Source organism: Acinetobacter sp. 766875, assembly GCF_000582055.1.
Classification (GTDB): Bacteria; Pseudomonadota; Gammaproteobacteria; order Pseudomonadales; family Moraxellaceae; genus Acinetobacter; species Acinetobacter nosocomialis.
In genome coordinates this window covers 103,584-120,563 of sequence record NZ_JEXX01000007.1, presented here as the reverse complement: position 1 = coordinate 120,563, position 16,980 = coordinate 103,584, and the positions used below count along the sequence as shown (strand labels likewise).

18 protein-coding genes are annotated in these 16,980 nt (G+C 40.6%); 8 read left to right on the top strand and 10 right to left on the bottom strand.

Annotated features, from left to right (window positions below; genetic code table 11):
- Positions 1–10 precede the first annotated feature (10 nt).
- The 7 genes from glmU to J576_RS08720 all read right to left on the bottom strand — a co-directional run bounded on the left by glmU (position 11) and on the right by J576_RS08720 (position 6,431).
- Positions 11–1,375, bottom strand: a complete 1,365-nt coding sequence (gene glmU, locus J576_RS08750) for a bifunctional UDP-N-acetylglucosamine diphosphorylase/glucosamine-1-phosphate N-acetyltransferase GlmU (RefSeq protein ID WP_004884978.1) — start codon at positions 1,373–1,375, stop codon at positions 11–13.
- Between the two features lie 8 nt (positions 1,376–1,383).
- Positions 1,384–1,917 (bottom strand): phosphatidylglycerophosphatase A family protein, encoded by a 534-nt coding sequence (locus J576_RS08745; protein ID WP_004711405.1) that lies wholly within the window; start codon positions 1,915–1,917, stop codon positions 1,384–1,386.
- Positions 1,895–2,812 carry a thiamine-phosphate kinase gene (thiL, locus tag J576_RS08740; RefSeq protein WP_002053940.1) on the bottom strand — a complete coding sequence of 306 codons (918 nt, stop codon included), beginning with the start codon at positions 2,810–2,812 and terminating at the stop codon, positions 1,895–1,897. The genes J576_RS08745 and thiL overlap by 23 nt, the downstream gene beginning before the upstream one ends.
- 15 nt (positions 2,813–2,827) lie before the next feature.
- Positions 2,828–3,277, bottom strand: a complete 450-nt coding sequence (gene nusB, locus J576_RS08735; protein ID WP_002053850.1) for a transcription antitermination factor NusB — start codon at positions 3,275–3,277, stop codon at positions 2,828–2,830.
- 3 nt (positions 3,278–3,280) lie between these two features.
- A complete protein-coding gene (gene ribH, locus J576_RS08730) occupies positions 3,281–3,751 on the bottom strand; it encodes a 6,7-dimethyl-8-ribityllumazine synthase (protein WP_001007829.1) in 471 nt (156 codons plus the stop codon).
- Positions 3,752–3,762: 11 nt separating this feature from the next.
- The gene (ribBA, locus tag J576_RS08725) at positions 3,763–4,884 is read right to left on the bottom strand and encodes a bifunctional 3,4-dihydroxy-2-butanone-4-phosphate synthase/GTP cyclohydrolase II (RefSeq protein WP_002053756.1); all 1,122 of its coding nucleotides are present in this window, start codon (positions 4,882–4,884) and stop codon (positions 3,763–3,765) included.
- A 239-nt stretch (positions 4,885–5,123) separates the two neighbouring features.
- Positions 5,124–6,431: a hypothetical protein gene (locus tag J576_RS08720; protein ID WP_079378083.1), complete on the bottom strand. Its 1,308-nt coding sequence runs from the start codon at positions 6,429–6,431 to the stop codon at positions 5,124–5,126.
- A 59-nt stretch (positions 6,432–6,490) separates the two neighbouring features.
- On the opposite strand from J576_RS08720, the gene serB reads away from it, so the two are divergent.
- The 3 genes from serB (at position 6,491) to J576_RS08700 (ending at position 9,192) form a co-directional block, all read left to right on the top strand.
- Positions 6,491–7,714: a phosphoserine phosphatase SerB gene (gene serB, locus J576_RS08715; RefSeq protein WP_002053863.1), complete on the top strand. Its 1,224-nt coding sequence runs from the start codon at positions 6,491–6,493 to the stop codon at positions 7,712–7,714.
- A gap of 409 nt (positions 7,715–8,123) precedes the next feature.
- Positions 8,124–8,459, top strand: coding sequence for a ciprofloxacin tolerance protein AciT (gene aciT / locus J576_RS08705; RefSeq protein ID WP_002054010.1), 336 nt, complete (start codon positions 8,124–8,126; stop codon positions 8,457–8,459).
- Between the two features lie 253 nt (positions 8,460–8,712).
- Complete coding sequence (locus J576_RS08700; protein WP_002053983.1) at positions 8,713–9,192, top strand: hypothetical protein; 480 nt, start codon at positions 8,713–8,715, stop codon at positions 9,190–9,192.
- Positions 9,193–9,230: 38 nt separating this feature from the next.
- Here the strand turns inward: J576_RS08700 and dtd are convergent, their stop codons facing one another.
- Complete coding sequence (gene dtd / locus J576_RS08695; RefSeq protein ID WP_033855556.1) at positions 9,231–9,674, bottom strand: D-aminoacyl-tRNA deacylase; 444 nt, start codon at positions 9,672–9,674, stop codon at positions 9,231–9,233.
- Between the two features lie 168 nt (positions 9,675–9,842).
- Here dtd and pncB point away from each other — a divergent pair, with 168 nt between their 5' ends.
- The 5 genes from pncB (at position 9,843) to J576_RS08670 (ending at position 14,699) form a co-directional block, all read left to right on the top strand.
- On the top strand, positions 9,843–11,057 hold the full coding sequence (gene pncB, locus J576_RS08690) for a nicotinate phosphoribosyltransferase (protein ID WP_025468001.1): 1,215 nt from the start codon (positions 9,843–9,845) through the stop codon (positions 11,055–11,057).
- Positions 11,058–11,207: 150 nt separating this feature from the next.
- Complete coding sequence (locus J576_RS08685) at positions 11,208–12,056, top strand: sulfurtransferase (protein ID WP_002053767.1); 849 nt, start codon at positions 11,208–11,210, stop codon at positions 12,054–12,056.
- Entirely contained in the window at positions 12,053–12,904 is an 852-nt protein-coding gene (gene asd / locus J576_RS08680; RefSeq protein WP_002053980.1) for an archaetidylserine decarboxylase, read from the top strand. Before J576_RS08685 ends, asd begins: the two co-directional genes overlap by 4 nt.
- Positions 12,905–13,040: 136 nt before the next feature.
- Positions 13,041–13,460, top strand: coding sequence for a hypothetical protein (locus J576_RS08675; RefSeq protein ID WP_002053721.1), 420 nt, complete (start codon positions 13,041–13,043; stop codon positions 13,458–13,460).
- Between the two features lie 42 nt (positions 13,461–13,502).
- Positions 13,503–14,699 carry an alpha/beta fold hydrolase gene (locus tag J576_RS08670; protein ID WP_002053931.1) on the top strand — a complete coding sequence of 399 codons (1,197 nt, stop codon included), beginning with the start codon at positions 13,503–13,505 and terminating at the stop codon, positions 14,697–14,699.
- A gap of 67 nt (positions 14,700–14,766) precedes the next feature.
- On the opposite strand, the gene phoR is transcribed toward J576_RS08670, so the two are convergent.
- Positions 14,767–16,125, bottom strand: coding sequence for a phosphate regulon sensor histidine kinase PhoR (gene phoR / locus J576_RS08665; RefSeq protein WP_002053999.1), 1,359 nt, complete (start codon positions 16,123–16,125; stop codon positions 14,767–14,769).
- Positions 16,126–16,134: 9 nt separating this feature from the next.
- Positions 16,135–16,845 carry a phosphate regulon transcriptional regulator PhoB gene (gene phoB / locus J576_RS08660; protein WP_000650776.1) on the bottom strand — a complete coding sequence of 237 codons (711 nt, stop codon included), beginning with the start codon at positions 16,843–16,845 and terminating at the stop codon, positions 16,135–16,137.
- Positions 16,846–16,980 lie beyond the last annotated feature (135 nt).

Below are 16,980 nucleotides of genomic sequence, written 5' to 3'. Positions count from 1 at the left end.
TTCAATCCTCTTATTTTTCACGCTTTTGGGGACGTTGATAATTTGCCTTAGAAATTTGTTGAGCACGTTCAAAGGAGAGACTTTGTTCAGCCACATCTTTCGTAATCACAGAACCCGCACCGACTGTTGCTCCATTTCCAATAGTCACAGGCGCAACCAGCGAGCTATTAGAACCGATAAAGACTGCATCGCCAATAGTGGTTTTGTGTTTATTTGCACCATCATAATTGCAGGTAATTGTACCTGCCCCAATATTTGAGTCAGCACCGATCTCGGCATCACCTAAGTAGGTGAAATGATTGGCTTTACTTCCAAGACCAATGGTTGTGTTTTTGACTTCAACGAAGTTACCAATGTGTACTTCGTTTGCCAATTTAGCGCCTGGGCGTAAGCGTGCAAATGGACCAATTTGGGTGTTTTCACCAACAATTGCACCATCAAAAACACTATAAGGCTGAACTTTAGTTCCCGCTGCAATTTTTGTATTTTTCAAAATACAACCAGCACCGATTTCTACAAAGTCACCGAGTTCACAGTCACCTTCAATAATGACATTTACGTCAATACGGACATCGTGTCCAACTTTCACAGAACCACGTAAATCGAAACGAGCAGGGTCGGCAAAAGTTACGCCTTGTTGCATAAGTTCTTTTGCTTGCTGTTGCTGAAAATCGCGCTCAAGTGCCGCAAGTTGTAAGCGGTCATTAACCCCTTCAACTTCAAAAGCAAGTTCTGGTTGAATGGAGGCAATTTCTAAGCCATCTGCAACTGCCATCGCAACGATGTCAGTTAAATAGTATTCGCCTTGCGCGTTTTCATTAGAAAGCTTAGGCAACCATTCATGAAGTTTTGCATTGCTGACACAGTAAATACCTGTGTTGATTTCTTGAATTTGGCGCTGAGCATCAGTTGCATCTTTATGTTCAACAATCGCTTGAATTTTTCCGTCTTGGCGAACAATACGGCCATAACCTGTTGGGTTATCGACATGTAAAGTAATCATGCCAATACCGGTTTTACTTGATACTTCAACAAGTTGCTCTAGCGTTGTTTGACGAACTAAAGGAACATCACCGTATAAAATTAATGAAATACCGTCTTTAGGAAGTACCGGTAAAGTCATTTGTACAGCATGACCTGTACCTAATTGTTCTGCTTGTTCAACCCATTGAATGTTTTCTTGTGCAAACGTCTGTTTTACGTGATCGCCGCCATGTCCATAAATGGTAATGATATTTTTTGCTAATAGTTGTTTTGCTGTCTTAATAACATGTCCTAGGAGTGGGCGACCAGCTAAAGGTTGCAATACTTTAGGTAGTTGTGAACGCATTCGCGTTCCTTTGCCTGCAGCTAGGATAATGACGGTAGTTGACATGAGTAAACCTACTTAAATGGCGTTACGCCCCAGAAAGTAATAAATATGATGATACAGAGTGCCGCCCAAAGCCCTGCAATGATGTCATCCAGCATAATTCCGAAACCGCCAGCAACTTTCTGGTCGGCAACACGGATTGGCCAAGGTTTCCAAACATCAAACAGGCGGAATAAGCAAAAACCAATTAGTGCCCATTGTAACGACATTATATTAAAAAATATTAAAGGCAGAAGAGTAATTGATTGTCCTGCAAATTCATCCCAAACAATTCGCCCATCATCATGAACATCAAGGACTTTTGCCGTTTGACCACAAATATAAATTCCCACCAAGGACATGATGAGAATAGCGATTAAACTTAAGGTAAATCCGAGAGATAACCAGATAGGAATGAAAAGTAAGGCAAAAGCAGAACCAAAAGTACCGGGTGCTTTAGGAGCGAGACCAGATCCAAAACCAACCCCACAGAAAACGATGCAGCGGTTGAACCAAGACATGTTCTTAAAATGAATCGGCGGTTTATGCAAAGTGTTGGTATCCATGAATTTGCAATGGGTAATCTGAACCCAAATGCTCAAAAGTTAGTTTTGTTTGCTCAACGATCTGTCCGATCATTGTAATCTTAACGTCCAGTTGTTTTTGCAAAAGTTTTCCATAATTTTGCGGTGTTATTGTAAAACATAATTCGTAGTCATCACCACCTGCAAGTGCATACTGCCAACGTTGTTGTTCTTTTAATTGTTGCAATACAGGGTCAACAGGTAATTTTTCCAAGACGAGTCGGGCTCCAACCTTGGATGCTTTTAAAATATGTCCTAAATCTTGCGCTAAGCCATCTGACACATCAATCATGCTAGAGGCAAGGCCTTTTAGCTCTTGTCCAAGCTGACAGCGTGGTGTCGGATAGTCGAGTCTTTGCTGTAGAGGATGGCCCAAGTGCTGTAAACCGTAGGCTGCATCACCTACCTGTCCGCTCACACATACATAATCACCAACTTTTGCGCCTGAACGTAACACGGCTTTTCCGGTTTCAATCCAGCCCATTGCGGTAACGGTAATGGTGAGATGTGGGCCTTGAGTGGTATCTCCACCAATTAAGGCAACACCAAATTGATTACAACAGTCATAGATTCCCTGACTAAACCCTTTAAGCCACTCATGGTCAACTTGAGGCAAGCTGATTGCTAGTAAGATACTGTGCGGTTTGGCACCCATTGCGGCAATATCTGAAAGATTTACAGCAACACTTTTCCAGCCAATCGCATGAGGTGAGGTTTCAAGAGGGAAATGACGTCCAGCAACAAGTGTATCTGCACAGATCACCAGTTGTTGATTTGGAGGGGGAGTAATTAAGGCTGAGTCATCACCAATACCAAGCGCGACATCGGAGTTTGACTGCCGATTAAAGTACTGGTCAATAATTGAAAACTCAGCCATAGAACACCAAGCCTATTAGTTTGCTTGTTGTTTTTCTGCGCTACGCAGTGTCGAACTTAGGCGGTCTAATACACCATTGATGTATTTATGACTGTCTGCTCCGCCAAAATGTTTAGCGAGTTCGATTGCTTCATCAAGTACCACACGGTATGGAATTTCTAAATGATCACGTAACTCGTAAGCACCTAAACGTAAAGTCGCAAGCTCTACACCATCAAGTGCGTCAATTTCACGGTCAAGTACCGGAATAAGTAACGCATCAAGGTCTTCGTGTTGAGCGATGACTTGAGTAAGTAGTTCGTGATAATAGCTTAAGTCGACCTTGTGCATTGCATTTTCAGCACGGGTACGTGCTTCAATTTCGTGTACAGGGTTGTGACTCATTTGCCATTCATAAATACCTTGTACAGCAAAACGACGTGCTTTGCGTTTTGCTGCATAAGCGGCTTGCAGTGTTTGAGACATGCTTTAAATTGCCTTTAATAAATTAACCATTTCAATTGCAGTTAAAGCAGCTTCGCTACCTTTGTTTCCTGCTTTTGTACCTGAGCGTTCGATTGCTTGCTCGATGCTGTCAGTAGTTAATACACCATTGATAACAGGCAAGCTGCTTTCTAACGCAACTACACCTAAACCTTTTGCACATTCACCCGCAACAAAGTCAAAGTGAGGCGTGCTACCGCGAATCACTGCACCAAGAGCAATGATGGCGTCAAACTGGTTTGATGTAGCTAATTTTTTAGCAACGATCGGGAGTTCCCAAGCGCCAGGAGCGTGAATAACAGTAATGTTATCTTCATTTACGCCGTGACGTTTTAATGTGTCGATCGCGCCTTCCAATAAGTGTTCAACAACAAAGCTGTTGAAACGACCCACTAAAATCGCATAACGACCTTCGCTTGCGAGATGTAATAAACCTTCAATACGGCGAATTGCCATAGCAACCTCGATTATTTCGTTGTGATTTGATCAGCAGTGACATATTCCACTACTTCTAAATTAAAGCCAGATAAGGCATTGAAACGTAATGGTGAGCTCAGAAGCTTCATTTTTTCAACACCTAAATCACGCAAAATTTGAGCACCTACACCAATCGTTTGATATTGATGTGAAAGTGCTGCATTGGATTTCACCGGTTTTGGCTTGTTTAAATCATCCAACGCTGGTCCCAAGTCTTGCAAATGATCTTGTCCGATCCAGACTAAAACGCCGCGGTCACTTGCTGCGATTGTCTGTAGTGCACGGTCAAGATTCCAAGCAGGTTCGCCGTCAGCCTTATTCAGCTTAAGCAAATCACGAATTGGGCTGAAACCGTGTACACGTACCGTTGTAACACCTTCTTTTGGCTCGCCTTTAACTAAAGCCAAATGAATGTCCGGGTTACCGATCTCGCGATAGCGATAGAGCTCAAATGATCCGTATTCTGTTTGAATCGTTTTTTGATCCAGACGTTCTACAGTTTGCTCATTCGTCATACGGTAGTGAATTAAGTCGGCAATTGTACCAATTTTTAGGCCATGCTTCTCGGCAAAAATTTCTAAATCTGCACGGCGTGCCATTGTGCCATCTTCATTGATGATTTCACAAATGACAGATGCAGGTTCAAAGCCCGCTAGACGTGTTAAATCACAGCCTGCTTCGGTATGACCTGCGCGGTGTAATACACCACCTGGCTGAGCCATGAGTGGGAAAATGTGGCCCGGTTGTACGATATCGCTTGGTTTTGCATGCGCTGCAACAGCCGTTTGAATTGTATGTGCACGCTCTGCTGCTGAAATACCCGTTGTAATACCTTCAGCTGCTTCGATCGATAACGTAAAGTTTGTACTATGCTGAGCGCCATTTTGATCAACCATCAAAGGAAGATTTAACTGTTTACAGCGCTCACGGCTTAACGTTAGGCAAACTAGACCACGTGCATGTGTAATCATGAAGTTAATATCTTCAGGACGAACATGCGTTGCTGCCATGACAAGATCACCTTCATTTTCGCGATCTTCGTCATCCATCAAAATAACCATTTTGCCTGCACGAATATCGGCGACAAGATCTTCAACACGACTCAGCGGCATTCGCTTTCACCTTTTTTTGTCGTAAGACAATTTCTATTGAATAAATTTCGCATAGTTTACGCTGTTTATAGAATTTTGCCTATGATTCTGATTTATCCAAATTTATAACGAGACATAATAGATCTGGATTTATTTATCTGAATAAATCATAAGAGAATAAAATTATTTAAACTAAATACCATGAATTTAAATAAAAAAAACCTAGCCAAAAGGCTAGGTTTAAATGCGCACAAAGACTTTTAAGAAGCTGCACTACTTGGGCTATCATTTTGTGGAATTGATTTTTTGCCCATCAAAATTTCAGTTCGAATATTTTGCGCAAGCTCTGCACATTCAGCATTCATGCCGTTAATCATAAATGCATGGCGAGTCATAACATTACTTGGGTTTGGCATAGCAACAAGCTGATAGCTGTCTTGAATCGCTTTAAGCTGATCATTATCAAGATAAAGTGCAGACTCTTTCGCGTGAAGATGTTGTGCTAAACGCTGAGCAGCTTCTTTGGCATCAATTTGCATTGCTTCTACAGCATGACACACTGCACTACGGGTTTGCAGTGCAAAGCGTTTATCTTCACGGTAACGCTTATATAAAACGTCTGATAGTAATTGGAACACTGTACCTACCATAAGTAGGCACTCTACAGCGTGTGCATGTGAAGTTGAGATTGCGAGTGTTGCGCCTTCTGCATGAAACTCATCTACTACCTCAATATCTGTAGACTTTAAATGATAATGCTTTGTGCATAGCTCGATACTTTTATTTAAGAAGAGCTGACAAAGTTTAAAATAAGGAACAGAAACAGACTGGTTAACGCTACTTAATAACTGTTTTGGGTCATAAAACTGAATATTAAGTGCCAAGGTATCTTGATCTGGAGACTCAGCGCTCTTTTCTGGTTGTGTACGGACCAGTGGTTTAGCTTTAGCTTGTTGCTGAGCTTGTGCGACCAAGGTCACTGTATTTTGCTTTTCTAGTGCGAGTGCTTGAGTTAACTCTTGAATCTCATGTTTTAAACGATTTTCTTCGTTAATACGGGCTAAGTATTCGCTACGGGTTGGACGAGCGATAGCACGGTAAGCAAGCCATAATAAAACATGTAGGAACAGTGAAGCTAAAATCGCAAGCCATTGGGTACGAAGAATTTCCCCAATACTTGGTTGAATAAGCGTAATTTCAATAGAACCGACTTTCTTCTCGTTTTGAAGAGCATCACGAACAAAAATTTCACCTTCGCGAGTTTTTGACATGCCGCTTGTTGCCAAAACTTGTTTATTGGCATCAAGAATACGGATAGATGCCACACTTGGATTGGTCGCATAGCGATTGGCAATAAGCGCCAAAGATACCGTATTGGCAGGTTCAAGCTCAGATAAGCTGTCTGCTACGAGTTGACTGGTCATGAGCTGACCTTGACTCGCACGGTTTTCATTGAGCTGGTGTGTCGTTGCAATCACCAATAAAAAGGTATGCAATGCAAAACTAATGATCAGTAGGCTAGCAAATAGCCCTTGTCTAGGCGCAATCAAGTTAAACTTCCAAGGCAATTATATTGAAATTCGATTATGATTCTTACAATAGTTGTCACTCAGACTAGAGTCAATTCATGCGAGAAATCATTCTTATATCCTTTTTAGGACCGGACCAACCAAACCAGTTTACCCGATTAATGCAAGTACTATCCGTACATTCATTGCAAATACTGGATGTAGGTCAGGCCGTTATTCATAATCAACTGACATTGGGCATCGTGGTCGCTTCAGATAATGAAACTGCGACAGCGTTGGCAATGAAAGAGATTTTGATTTTAGCACATGATATTGGCTTAACAGTGCGCTTTAAACCAATCTCGGGCGCAGAATACGATCAATGGGTAAGCGAAGGTGGACGAACCCGTTATATCGTCACGGCTTTGGCGCCAGAACTGACTGCTGCACATTTACAAGCAGTTACACAAATTGTGTCTACGCAAGGCTTTAACATCGAAACGATAACGCGTTTATCTGGCCGTGTAGACCTTGAAAAAGATAGTACATTGCCTCGTCGTGCTTGCGTACAGTTTGGTTTAAGCAGTGGTCCAACTTTAGATGCACAAGCCATGCGTGCTGCTTGTTTACTTCTTTCAAGCGAATTAAATATTGATGTTGCTGTTCAAGAAGACAACGCATATCGACGTAACCGCCGTTTAGTGTGCTTCGATATGGACTCAACCTTAATTGAGCAAGAAGTGATTGATGAATTGGCGATTGAAGCAGGGGTAGGCGCACAAGTTGCTGAAATTACTGAAAGAGCAATGCAAGGCGAACTTGATTTCCAACAAAGCTTCCGTGCCCGTGTTGCATTGTTAAAAGGGCTTGATGCTGCTGTTTTACCTAAAATTGCTGAGCGTTTAACCATTACCGAAGGTGCAGAACGTCTCATTTCAACATTAAAAGCACTTGGATATAAAACGGCTATTTTATCAGGCGGTTTCCAATATTTTGCTGAATATTTACAAGGCAAACTTGGTATTGATGAAGTTCATGCCAACATTTTAGACGTACAAGATGGCGTTGTAACTGGTGAAGTAAAAGGTGTAATTGTTGATGGTGCCCGTAAAGCAGAGTTGCTGCGTGAGCTTGCCAACAAACTCGATATTTCATTAGAGCAGGCAATGGCTGTCGGTGATGGCGCAAATGATTTACCGATGCTTGCGATTGCAGGACTTGGCGTAGCATATCGTGCTAAACCGCTTGTTCGCCAAAATGCGAATCAGGCGATTTCAAGCGTTGGTTTAGATGGTGTGCTGTATTTACTCGGTATGCATGACAAAGATTTAAACCGTGCTTAAATAATACTGAACAATCATTAAGCGCTGCTCAAGAGTAGCGCTTTTTTTATGCAGAATAGTCATAAAAACAAGCAAGTTATGACAGAATTGTGCACAGAAAAAAGGCAATAAAAAAAACTGAAAAAAACTTATTTTGAGGCAAAAAAACAGCATAGTTTTTTGTAATGACACGCCAGAATTGACGCCATATAGGAAGTAGAACTTTTTTAAATTTGCAAAAATGTAATGACAAAAGAATGTTGCGACAAAGTATGTCGCTTCGACAAATAACAGGTCTTTTTTTCTAAAAAAAAACATCCATAATGCTTTCTAAGCTTCAACACAAATCATGAATTAAAGTTGTTTTTGGAATGAGGTCTGGTGTTCAGACCGAATGTTTTTAGACGTTTTCATTAAGACGGAGGTTTCTATGGTAACAGCGAATTTTGCCGCTATCGCCGGACTCAGCTTAATTGCTGTCGCGCTTGTTGCTGTGTTCTTTTCTCCTTACCGTCGTTGGCTTGGTTTTATGCTTGCAGGGATGTTTTTTTGGGGGCTATTGGAAGTGGTCCGTTTTGGAGTTCAAGTCACTTTTGAAATGCCAGTCACATATAGTTATTTAACTGCACTAAGTCTAGCGATGGTAATGGTCACATTTATTTTATTACGTGAGGATAAACAGGCACAGAAGGCTTTGGCAAATCGCCAATATATAGAACATACGCCAGTATATGAAGATGATCAGCAGCAATGTTCTAGCCGATAATTAAATTGTTATCTAACGGTAAAAAGGTATGCACAGCATGCCTTTTTTATTTACGAAAACATGATTTTTATTATACAAAGCATTTATTAAAAAATAGCCAGTTATGCTACGATAGGCTGGTCTGTTGACGTTTCATATATAGATTGCGTTGCCAATTAGAATATCATCAGTCGATGCACAAAACAGGCAATGGGGAGCCCTTGCTGAGTTTTGCCCCAAGGTTTTCATAAAAATACAATAGGCGTGAATGTTCATGAAACTTTCTTCTATACCTGTAGTCAAGTTACCACTTGTTGATGTCAGTACAGACCCGTTAGATTTATTGGTAGCAGGTTTGGCACTGCGTATGAAACAGTTGGCACGTACAAGTCCTAAGTTTATTGAGCTAGTGCATGACCGCGCATTCCGCATTCAAATTGGTACTGATTTAGGTGTGGCTCGCCAAATTATTATTAATCATGGCCATATCGATACAGTCGCTGGCTCACCTGAAAAAGCTGACTTTATTTTGCAGTTTGCAGATAGTGAACAAGGTGTAAAAACCTTACTCAAAGGCGACCCAACTGCATTCATGACGGGTATGCAAGAGGGTAGTATCAAAATGGAAGGCGATTTCAGCCTACTTGTTTGGTTTAACCAGGCAGCTAAATTGATTCCACCAAAATTACCTAAACCAGTAAAAGATAAAGTACGTCAGGCGCGTGCCTTTATTAAAGAAAAGACTGGTCGTTAGGACTTAAAAAAAACTCCCGATCGGGAGTTTTTTTATATCTATGCTTCAACTTCTAAATTGAAAGTAACTGGTCCATCATTAATGAGGTGTACTTTCATATCAGCAGCAAAAATACCTGTTTGAACATTTTCAAACTGTGAACGGGTATATTCAACCAACTGTTCATAAAGTGCTTTTGCGTCGCTCGGTGGCATGGCTGGACCAAAGTCTGGACGTAAGCCTTTTTGGGTTTGTGCCATGAGCGTGAACTGAGAAACAAGTAGGACTCCGCCATTTGCTTTTGATACATTCCAGCCCATTTTGCCTTGCTCATCATCAAAAATACGATATTTCAAAATCTTATCGATAAGCTTCTGACCTATGGCTAAAGTATCGTCTCGGCCAATTCCTAAAAAAACCAATAAGCCATTTTGGATTTCACCGGTCGTTTCACCGCCTACCACCACTTTAGCTTCAAGAACTCGTTGTATTAAAGCGCGCATTGTTAGAGAGAGTTTCTGCAATTATCTGAATTGATGCAGTTTAGCAGAAATTAATTTAAATGATTTTTAAAAGGAAATTTCATGGAGTTGCAACAATGGTATAAAAGCTCATAATTCATCTATAAAAATATGCTTTAATGCTAAGAAGCAAGCGAATAATCATTGACTATGTCTCCAATTATCCATTCTTTACTTGATACAGACTTGTACAAATTTACGATGCTACAAGTGGTTTTGCATAAATTCCCGCAAACACATAGTGTCTACCATTTTCGTTGCAGAAATTTAGAAGATACTGTTTATCCATTAGTGGATATTTTGGATGACTTAAACGAGCAACTCGACCATTTATGTAATCTCAAATATAAAGAAGACGAACTACAATATTTAAGAAAATTACGCTTTATTAAAAGCGACTTTGTCGATTATTTAGAATTATTCCAACTTAAACGACGTTTTATTCAGGCCAGTATTGATAATGAAGGTCGACTAGATATTCGGATTGAAGGGCCAATGGTTCAGGCCATGATGTTCGAGATTTTTGTCCTAGCGATTGTAAATGAATTATATTTTAGCCGCATTAAAACAGACGAAGTTTGGGCGGAAGGCGAACGACGTTTACAAGCAAAGCTTGAATTGATTCAGCAGTACGAAAAAGCTCAACAACCGAATGATCCTCCATTTTTAGTTTCTGATTTTGGTACACGCCGTCGGTATAGTTTTGAATGGCAAAAACATGTAGTTGCTGCATTTCATAACACTGTGCCAAATGTGTTCCGTGGTACAAGTAACGTCTTGCTTGCCAAAGAGTTAAATATTACGCCAATTGGAACCATGGCCCACGAATTCTTACAAGCTTTTCAGGCGCTTGATGTTCGCTTACGTGACTTTCAAAAAGCTGCTTTAGAAACGTGGGTTCAAGAATATCGCGGAGACTTAGGAATTGCTTTAACTGACGTTGTTGGTATGGACGCTTTCCTCAGAGATTTTGACTTGTATTTTGCCAAACTATTTGATGGCTTACGTCATGACAGTGGTGATCCGTACGAGTGGGGTGATAAAGCGTATGCACACTATCGTAAATTAAAAATTGATACCAAAACCAAAATGTTGACCTTTAGTGATGGCCTTAATTTGCCAAAGGCTTGGGAACTACACCAATATTTCAAAGACCGTTTTCAGGTGAGTTTCGGTATTGGTACTAATTTGACCAATGACATGGGCCAAACACCGCTCAATATTGTATTGAAACTGGTTGAGTGTAATGGCCAGTCTGTTGCTAAAATTTCGGATAGCCCTGGCAAAACTATGACTGATAACGATACATTCTTGGCCTATTTGCGTCAGGTTTTCCAAATCGAAGAGCTGGATGAAGCAATTTAATTACAATAGAGCTTAAGCGCTTGGCAGCCACTTAAGACTTGAGAATTTTAATATCTGATTTTCTGCTAAACACTAGCAGAAAATCAGAGTTTGATAGATATAAGCTTATGCTAAGATGAAATTAAGCTGGTATAAAAAGTAACCATGACGATGACACTCCCTGATTTTAAACTCGATTTATTAATAGAAGCAGAAGAGTTAGTGCCTTATTTAGGCAATGAATATATCCGTATTGTTGATTTGAGCCGTGCATCAGTTTATGAGCAACTCCATGTTCCGCATGCTATTCACTTACAGCCTAAATGGTTAGTTGCTCAACATGAAGAAGCAACAGGTGTTTTACCGGATGAAGCAGGTTTACAAGCGCTAATTGAAAAATTGAATATTTCACCAAATCACCATGTGGTGGTCTATGATGATGAAGGTGGGGCATGGGCAGGGCGTTTAATCTGGAATCTCCATTGCTTAGGTTTTACCCGTACGAGTTTAATTAATGGCGGTATTCATGCATGGCTTGGGGCAGGTTTACCGACTACAGCTGAGGTTGAAGAACTGCCTCGAGTTGATGATTTAATCCAGATTGATTTATCACATGCTGCACAGTTCCGAGTGAACTATGAAGAGTTACGTAAACAGGTTGAACAAGAAAGCATTCAATTGTGGGATTGCAGAACGATTGATGAGTACAGCGGTGTTCGTTTAGCAGCGCGACGCGGTGGTCACATCCCAAATGCACTCCATTTTGAATGGAGTACTGCACTTAATCGACAAAATCATCTAAAATTGCATCCGCTTGAACGCACGCGGCAGCGTCTTGAACAACTTGGGTTCGATTTAAAACAACCTGTAGTCGTATACTGCCAGTCACATCACCGTTCTGGTTTGGCCTATATTTTGGCTAGACTTTTGGGTTGGGAAGCAAAAGCCTATGATGGTGCGTGGAGTGAATGGGGCAATCGCCTCGATAGTCCTATCATTACTGGAGAATCGCCGTCTTGAGTTTTACATCTCGCTTAAAAAAAGAATTATTTATTAAGGCACAAAATCTTGTTCCTCAGCATCAGTTAAGTCGTGTAGTGGGTAAAGTTGCTGCAAGTGAAAATCCAATTTTAAAAGCTGCTGTTATTCATGCATTTAAAACCAAGTATGGCATTGATTTATCGATTGCAGAGCAAGGCAATGCACTCAAATATAAATCTTTTAATGATTTCTTTACTCGGGCATTGAAAGATGGCGTACGACTGGTTGATGAAAACCCAGATAGTATTGTTTCACCAGCAGATGGCGCTATTTCACAAATTGGTAAAATCACTGCGGGTGAGGTATTTCAAGCAAAAGGCCAAAGCTTCTCTGTAGAAAAATTAATTGGTGACCCACAACTTGCTCAACCTTTTCAAGAAGGCGAGTTTGCAACGGTTTATTTGTCTCCACGCGATTATCACCGTGTTCATATGCCATTTTCAGGCACATTAACTGAAACTTTATATGTACCGGGTGAGTTATTTTCAGTAAATCAGGTGACTGCTGAAAATGTACCGGGTTTATTTGCCCGTAATGAGCGTATGGTTTGCTTATTTGATACTGAACTTGGTCGTATGGCTGTTGTTTTAGTCGGCGCTATGATTGTTGCAGGTATTGAAACTGTGGCAACAGGTAAAGTAAAACCATCGGGTCGTATCGAATTACAGCATCATCAGTTGAAGCTAGAGAAAGGTGCGGAGCTTGGTCGTTTTTATTTAGGTTCTACTGCTATTATTTTATTTGAAAAAGATAAAATCCAGTGGGAAAAACGTTTTAAAGCCGAGTCAGTTGTTGTCATGGGCGAACGTATGGGCCACACGATTTAACTCATAAATAATAAAAAAAAGAGAGCATCTGCTCTCTTTTTTTATTCACATTTTTATAATTAACTCTATTTTTAAATATAATGTTTATCAGTAAATAAATTTTCAACTCATTATAAATACTTACTAAGAGAATAAAATGTCCCAAACTCCTATCATTAGCCTATATTTTGCTTCGGTTTTGACTTTTGTGGCCGCGTTACTTCATTTTATTTGTGTGTTTTGGGGAGCAAATGGTTTTCGGTTTTTAGGGGCTGGGAAAAGTATTGTTCAGATGGTCGAAAAAGGGCATTGGTACCCAAATTTTATGGCTATAGCTGTAGGTTTTATTCTTTGTATTTTCTCTTTCTATGCTTTTTGCGCAGCAACTCGTTTTATGAATTTACCATTTGAAAAAATGATTATTTCTCTAGTTGCCATTCCATTTATTTTGCGTGGTTTGGCATTTCCATGGTTAAAGGCTAGATTTAGTGGAAATAGTGATCTATTTTGGTATGTGAGTTCTTTCATTTGCCTCTTGTTGGGTTCGTTATATGCAATAGGGGCATATTCTTTATAAGTTCAATTTGAAATGATGATTAGAAAGTAGAGGAGTAATCCCTTGATTAGAAAAAGTAATTCTTTATTAAAATTTTTATTGAGCAGTATTTGTTTGGCATCCGGTTCTGCTATGGCTACTCCAATGACAGATTTGAGTAAGCAAATAGTGAGTGAAAAACCGGGTTCTATACTGTCCATCGAACAACAAGATGTGACGAGTTTATTTCCTCATGCAGATCAACGTTTGCTGGTCAATTATCGTAGTCGAGGTGTGAATGGTGAACCTATCGTTGCTTCAGCATTTATTTTATTACCAAAAGGAACGCCTCCAAAAAATGGCTGGCCTATACTGGCTTGGGCGCATGGCACGACTGGAGTTGCTGACACCTGTGCACCTTCTGGTGACTATGTAGGTGGCCCTGTTCATTCTTATCAAGAAGTTGCTTCCAAAGCTTTAGATTCTTGGCTTGCACGCGGCTATGCGGTCGTTGCACCCGATTATCAGGGATTAGGTACGCTAGGTGCACATCCTTATATGAATGCCAAGAGCCAACTGCACACGGTGGTAGATGCCGTACGAGCGTTACATGCAGTTAAGCCAAAAGATTTTAATAAACAATGGCTAGTGATGGGCCATAGCCAAGGCGGAGCTGCTGCTATTGCCGTGGCGGCTTATGGGCAAAAAGATGCACCTGAATTAGATTTAAAAGGAGCGATTGCGCTTGCGCCAGGTGGCTATCAATATGAAGGCATTGCAGAGTATGTAAAAACTAATCCAAACCCAGAACCTAGCGTGGCAGCTTTCTTCCCGATTGTGTTATTGGGAGCGCAAGCAGCAGAACCAAGCATTGTCCCTGAAAATTTAATTAGTCCCGAAATGAACACTGTGCTAACGCAAGCACGTAGCCGCTGTTTATCTGAACTTCAATCTGACTTGAAGAAATCTCCTTCTAGTATATTTAAAGCTAATGCAGATTTAAGACGTCTTTTGACTTATCTGAAGCAACAGTCCATTGAAAATATGGTGCCTACCGTACCATTAATGATCGTACAAGGTTCTAAAGATCATTTGGTTGACCCGAGAGGGACATATGCTTATTACCAACAGCTATGCAAATCAAAAAAGCCAACTATTTATCAAACAATTGATGGTGGAGATCATCGCGATGCACTGCGTCAGAGTAGTACTTTTGCCACCAACTTTTTAAATGTTATAGAGAAAAATCAGACTAAATCTTATTGCTCTAATTTTAAATAAATAGTTTGAAATGTGACAAAAAAGCCAACTTTTCAAGAGTCGGCTTTTTATATGTGAGAAGGCAACTTTAGGTCATGTTATATAGTCTTTCTTTTGGAAAAACTGCGGTAAAGGTTGACCCTTCATTTTCTTTAGATTGCACATCTAAATAAGCACCGTGCTGCATCAGTACATGTTTTACAATCGCAAGACCTAAACCCGTTCCACCTGTTTGGCGACTACGGTCACTATCTACGCGATAAAAGCGTTCGGTCAGACGCGGTAAATGTTTCGGGTTAATCCCGATACCGGTATCTTGTACGCTAAAGTAAGCATGTTCACCGTCATCATGCCAGCCAATGGTAATGGTTCCACCTTTGGGTGTGTATTTAATGGCATTGGTAATTAAGTTACTAAATGCGCTGGCAATTTCCATGTCGGAACCAATCAGGTCACAGTGGCTATCAATATGTAAATTGAGCGTGTGTCCATAATCAGCATTGTAGGCCTGAGCATCATCAAACAGTTGATTCATTAAACTCGGCATTTCAATAATCTGATTTTTTGCAATTTTCTTATTATTTTCTAAATTTGATAACAGCAGTAAATCATTCACTAACGCATTCATACGCTTAGTTTGTGACTGCATTTGATCAAATGCACGTTTCCAGCGTGGACTAATATCTTCTTGATCGGTAAATGTTTCGATATAGCCGCTCAGTACAGTTAAGGGGGTGCGAAGCTCATGCGAAATATTGTCGACGAAGTCTTTACGCATTTGCTCAAGGTTGTGCATACGAGTCACGTCATAAGCGACAAGTAAGCGGCTTTCACCACCAAACCGTGTGAGCTTAACCTGTACATAACGGTCATCATCAAGATTAGAATGGAGTTTAATCCCATCGGGCGCTTGATCAATATTGTTAAAATATTCAATAAAAGTAGGCTGACGCAAAATAGTTAATAAGTTGCGACCACGGTCAAGTGGACTAATTCCCAGTAAACGCTCTGCGGCTGGGTTCCACCATTCGATTTGATGTTGATCATCAATTAAAACAACTGCCTCAGCTAGGGCAACTAAAGAAGATTGGGCACGGTCAATTAGCCCAACCATTTCGGCCTGAACAATTCGTTCCTGACGCTGAGCACGATACACATTAAATAATAATGCCCCCCAAATACCACTTAGGTTGGGAGGAACATCGTAAGGATTGTTGGCAATCCAGTCATTCACCAAATATAAAGAACGTAACTGGAGCGCAAAAAACACCACGAAGGCGATAAAAATACAGCTCCAGAAATACCCAACCCCTAAACCGACTAAACCTGCAATAATCAGGAAAAATAATAAAAGTCGTAAATCTTGTTTAGCAAACGTCCACAAACTACTGTAACGGGAAAGCTTTTGTTCACGTACCTGTTCAGGGACGGGGTAGGGTTCATACATAAATTTTGGTTAACCTGCGGCTAAATCTGCACGTGTAGAGAAACGATAACCTGTACCACGTACGGTTTGAACAAATCGGTCAACACCAAAAGGTTCTAACACTTTACGCAAACGACGGATATGTACATCGATGGTACGGTCTTCGATGTATACATTACCGCCCCACACCTGATCGAGCAACTGGGCACGTGTATATGCACGTTCTGGATGGGTCATAAAAAATGCAAGCAAGCGATATTCTGTTGGTCCCATATCTAAAATGCTGTTACCAAAGCTTACGCGTTGGCTTACAGGATCAAGAATTAAACCATTGGCATCAATTGTTTTTTCACCGCTTAGCGCATTTGCACGGCGTAAAACAGCTTTAATACGAGAAACCAGTTCACGTGTTGAAAATGGCTTAGTCATATAATCGTCTGCACCGGCATCTAGACCTTGTACTTTGTGGTCTTCCTCACCGCGCGCAGTCAGCATAATGACTGGAATTTCTGCTAGGTTTTCATCGCGTTTTAAGCGGCGGCATAAATCAACACCACTTACGCCTCCAGGTAACATCCAATCAAGCAAGATAAGTGCTGGACGTTGGTCGACGATAATTTGATGGGCCTGTTTGGCATCTTCAGCCTGTAAACATTGAAAGCCTGCCATATCCAAAGAAGTATGGATCATTTCACGAATAGGAAGCTCATCATCGACAATTAAAATATAGTCATCTTTCACAGCGTAATACCTTGTAGATTTTAACGGTGAACCGTTTTGTAGTTATGACAGGCTTATTACAAAGATTAATTATGACAATTTCATTGCAGAAAAGTCTATAAAATCGAATTTAGCAATAATTTGTGACAAAAATAC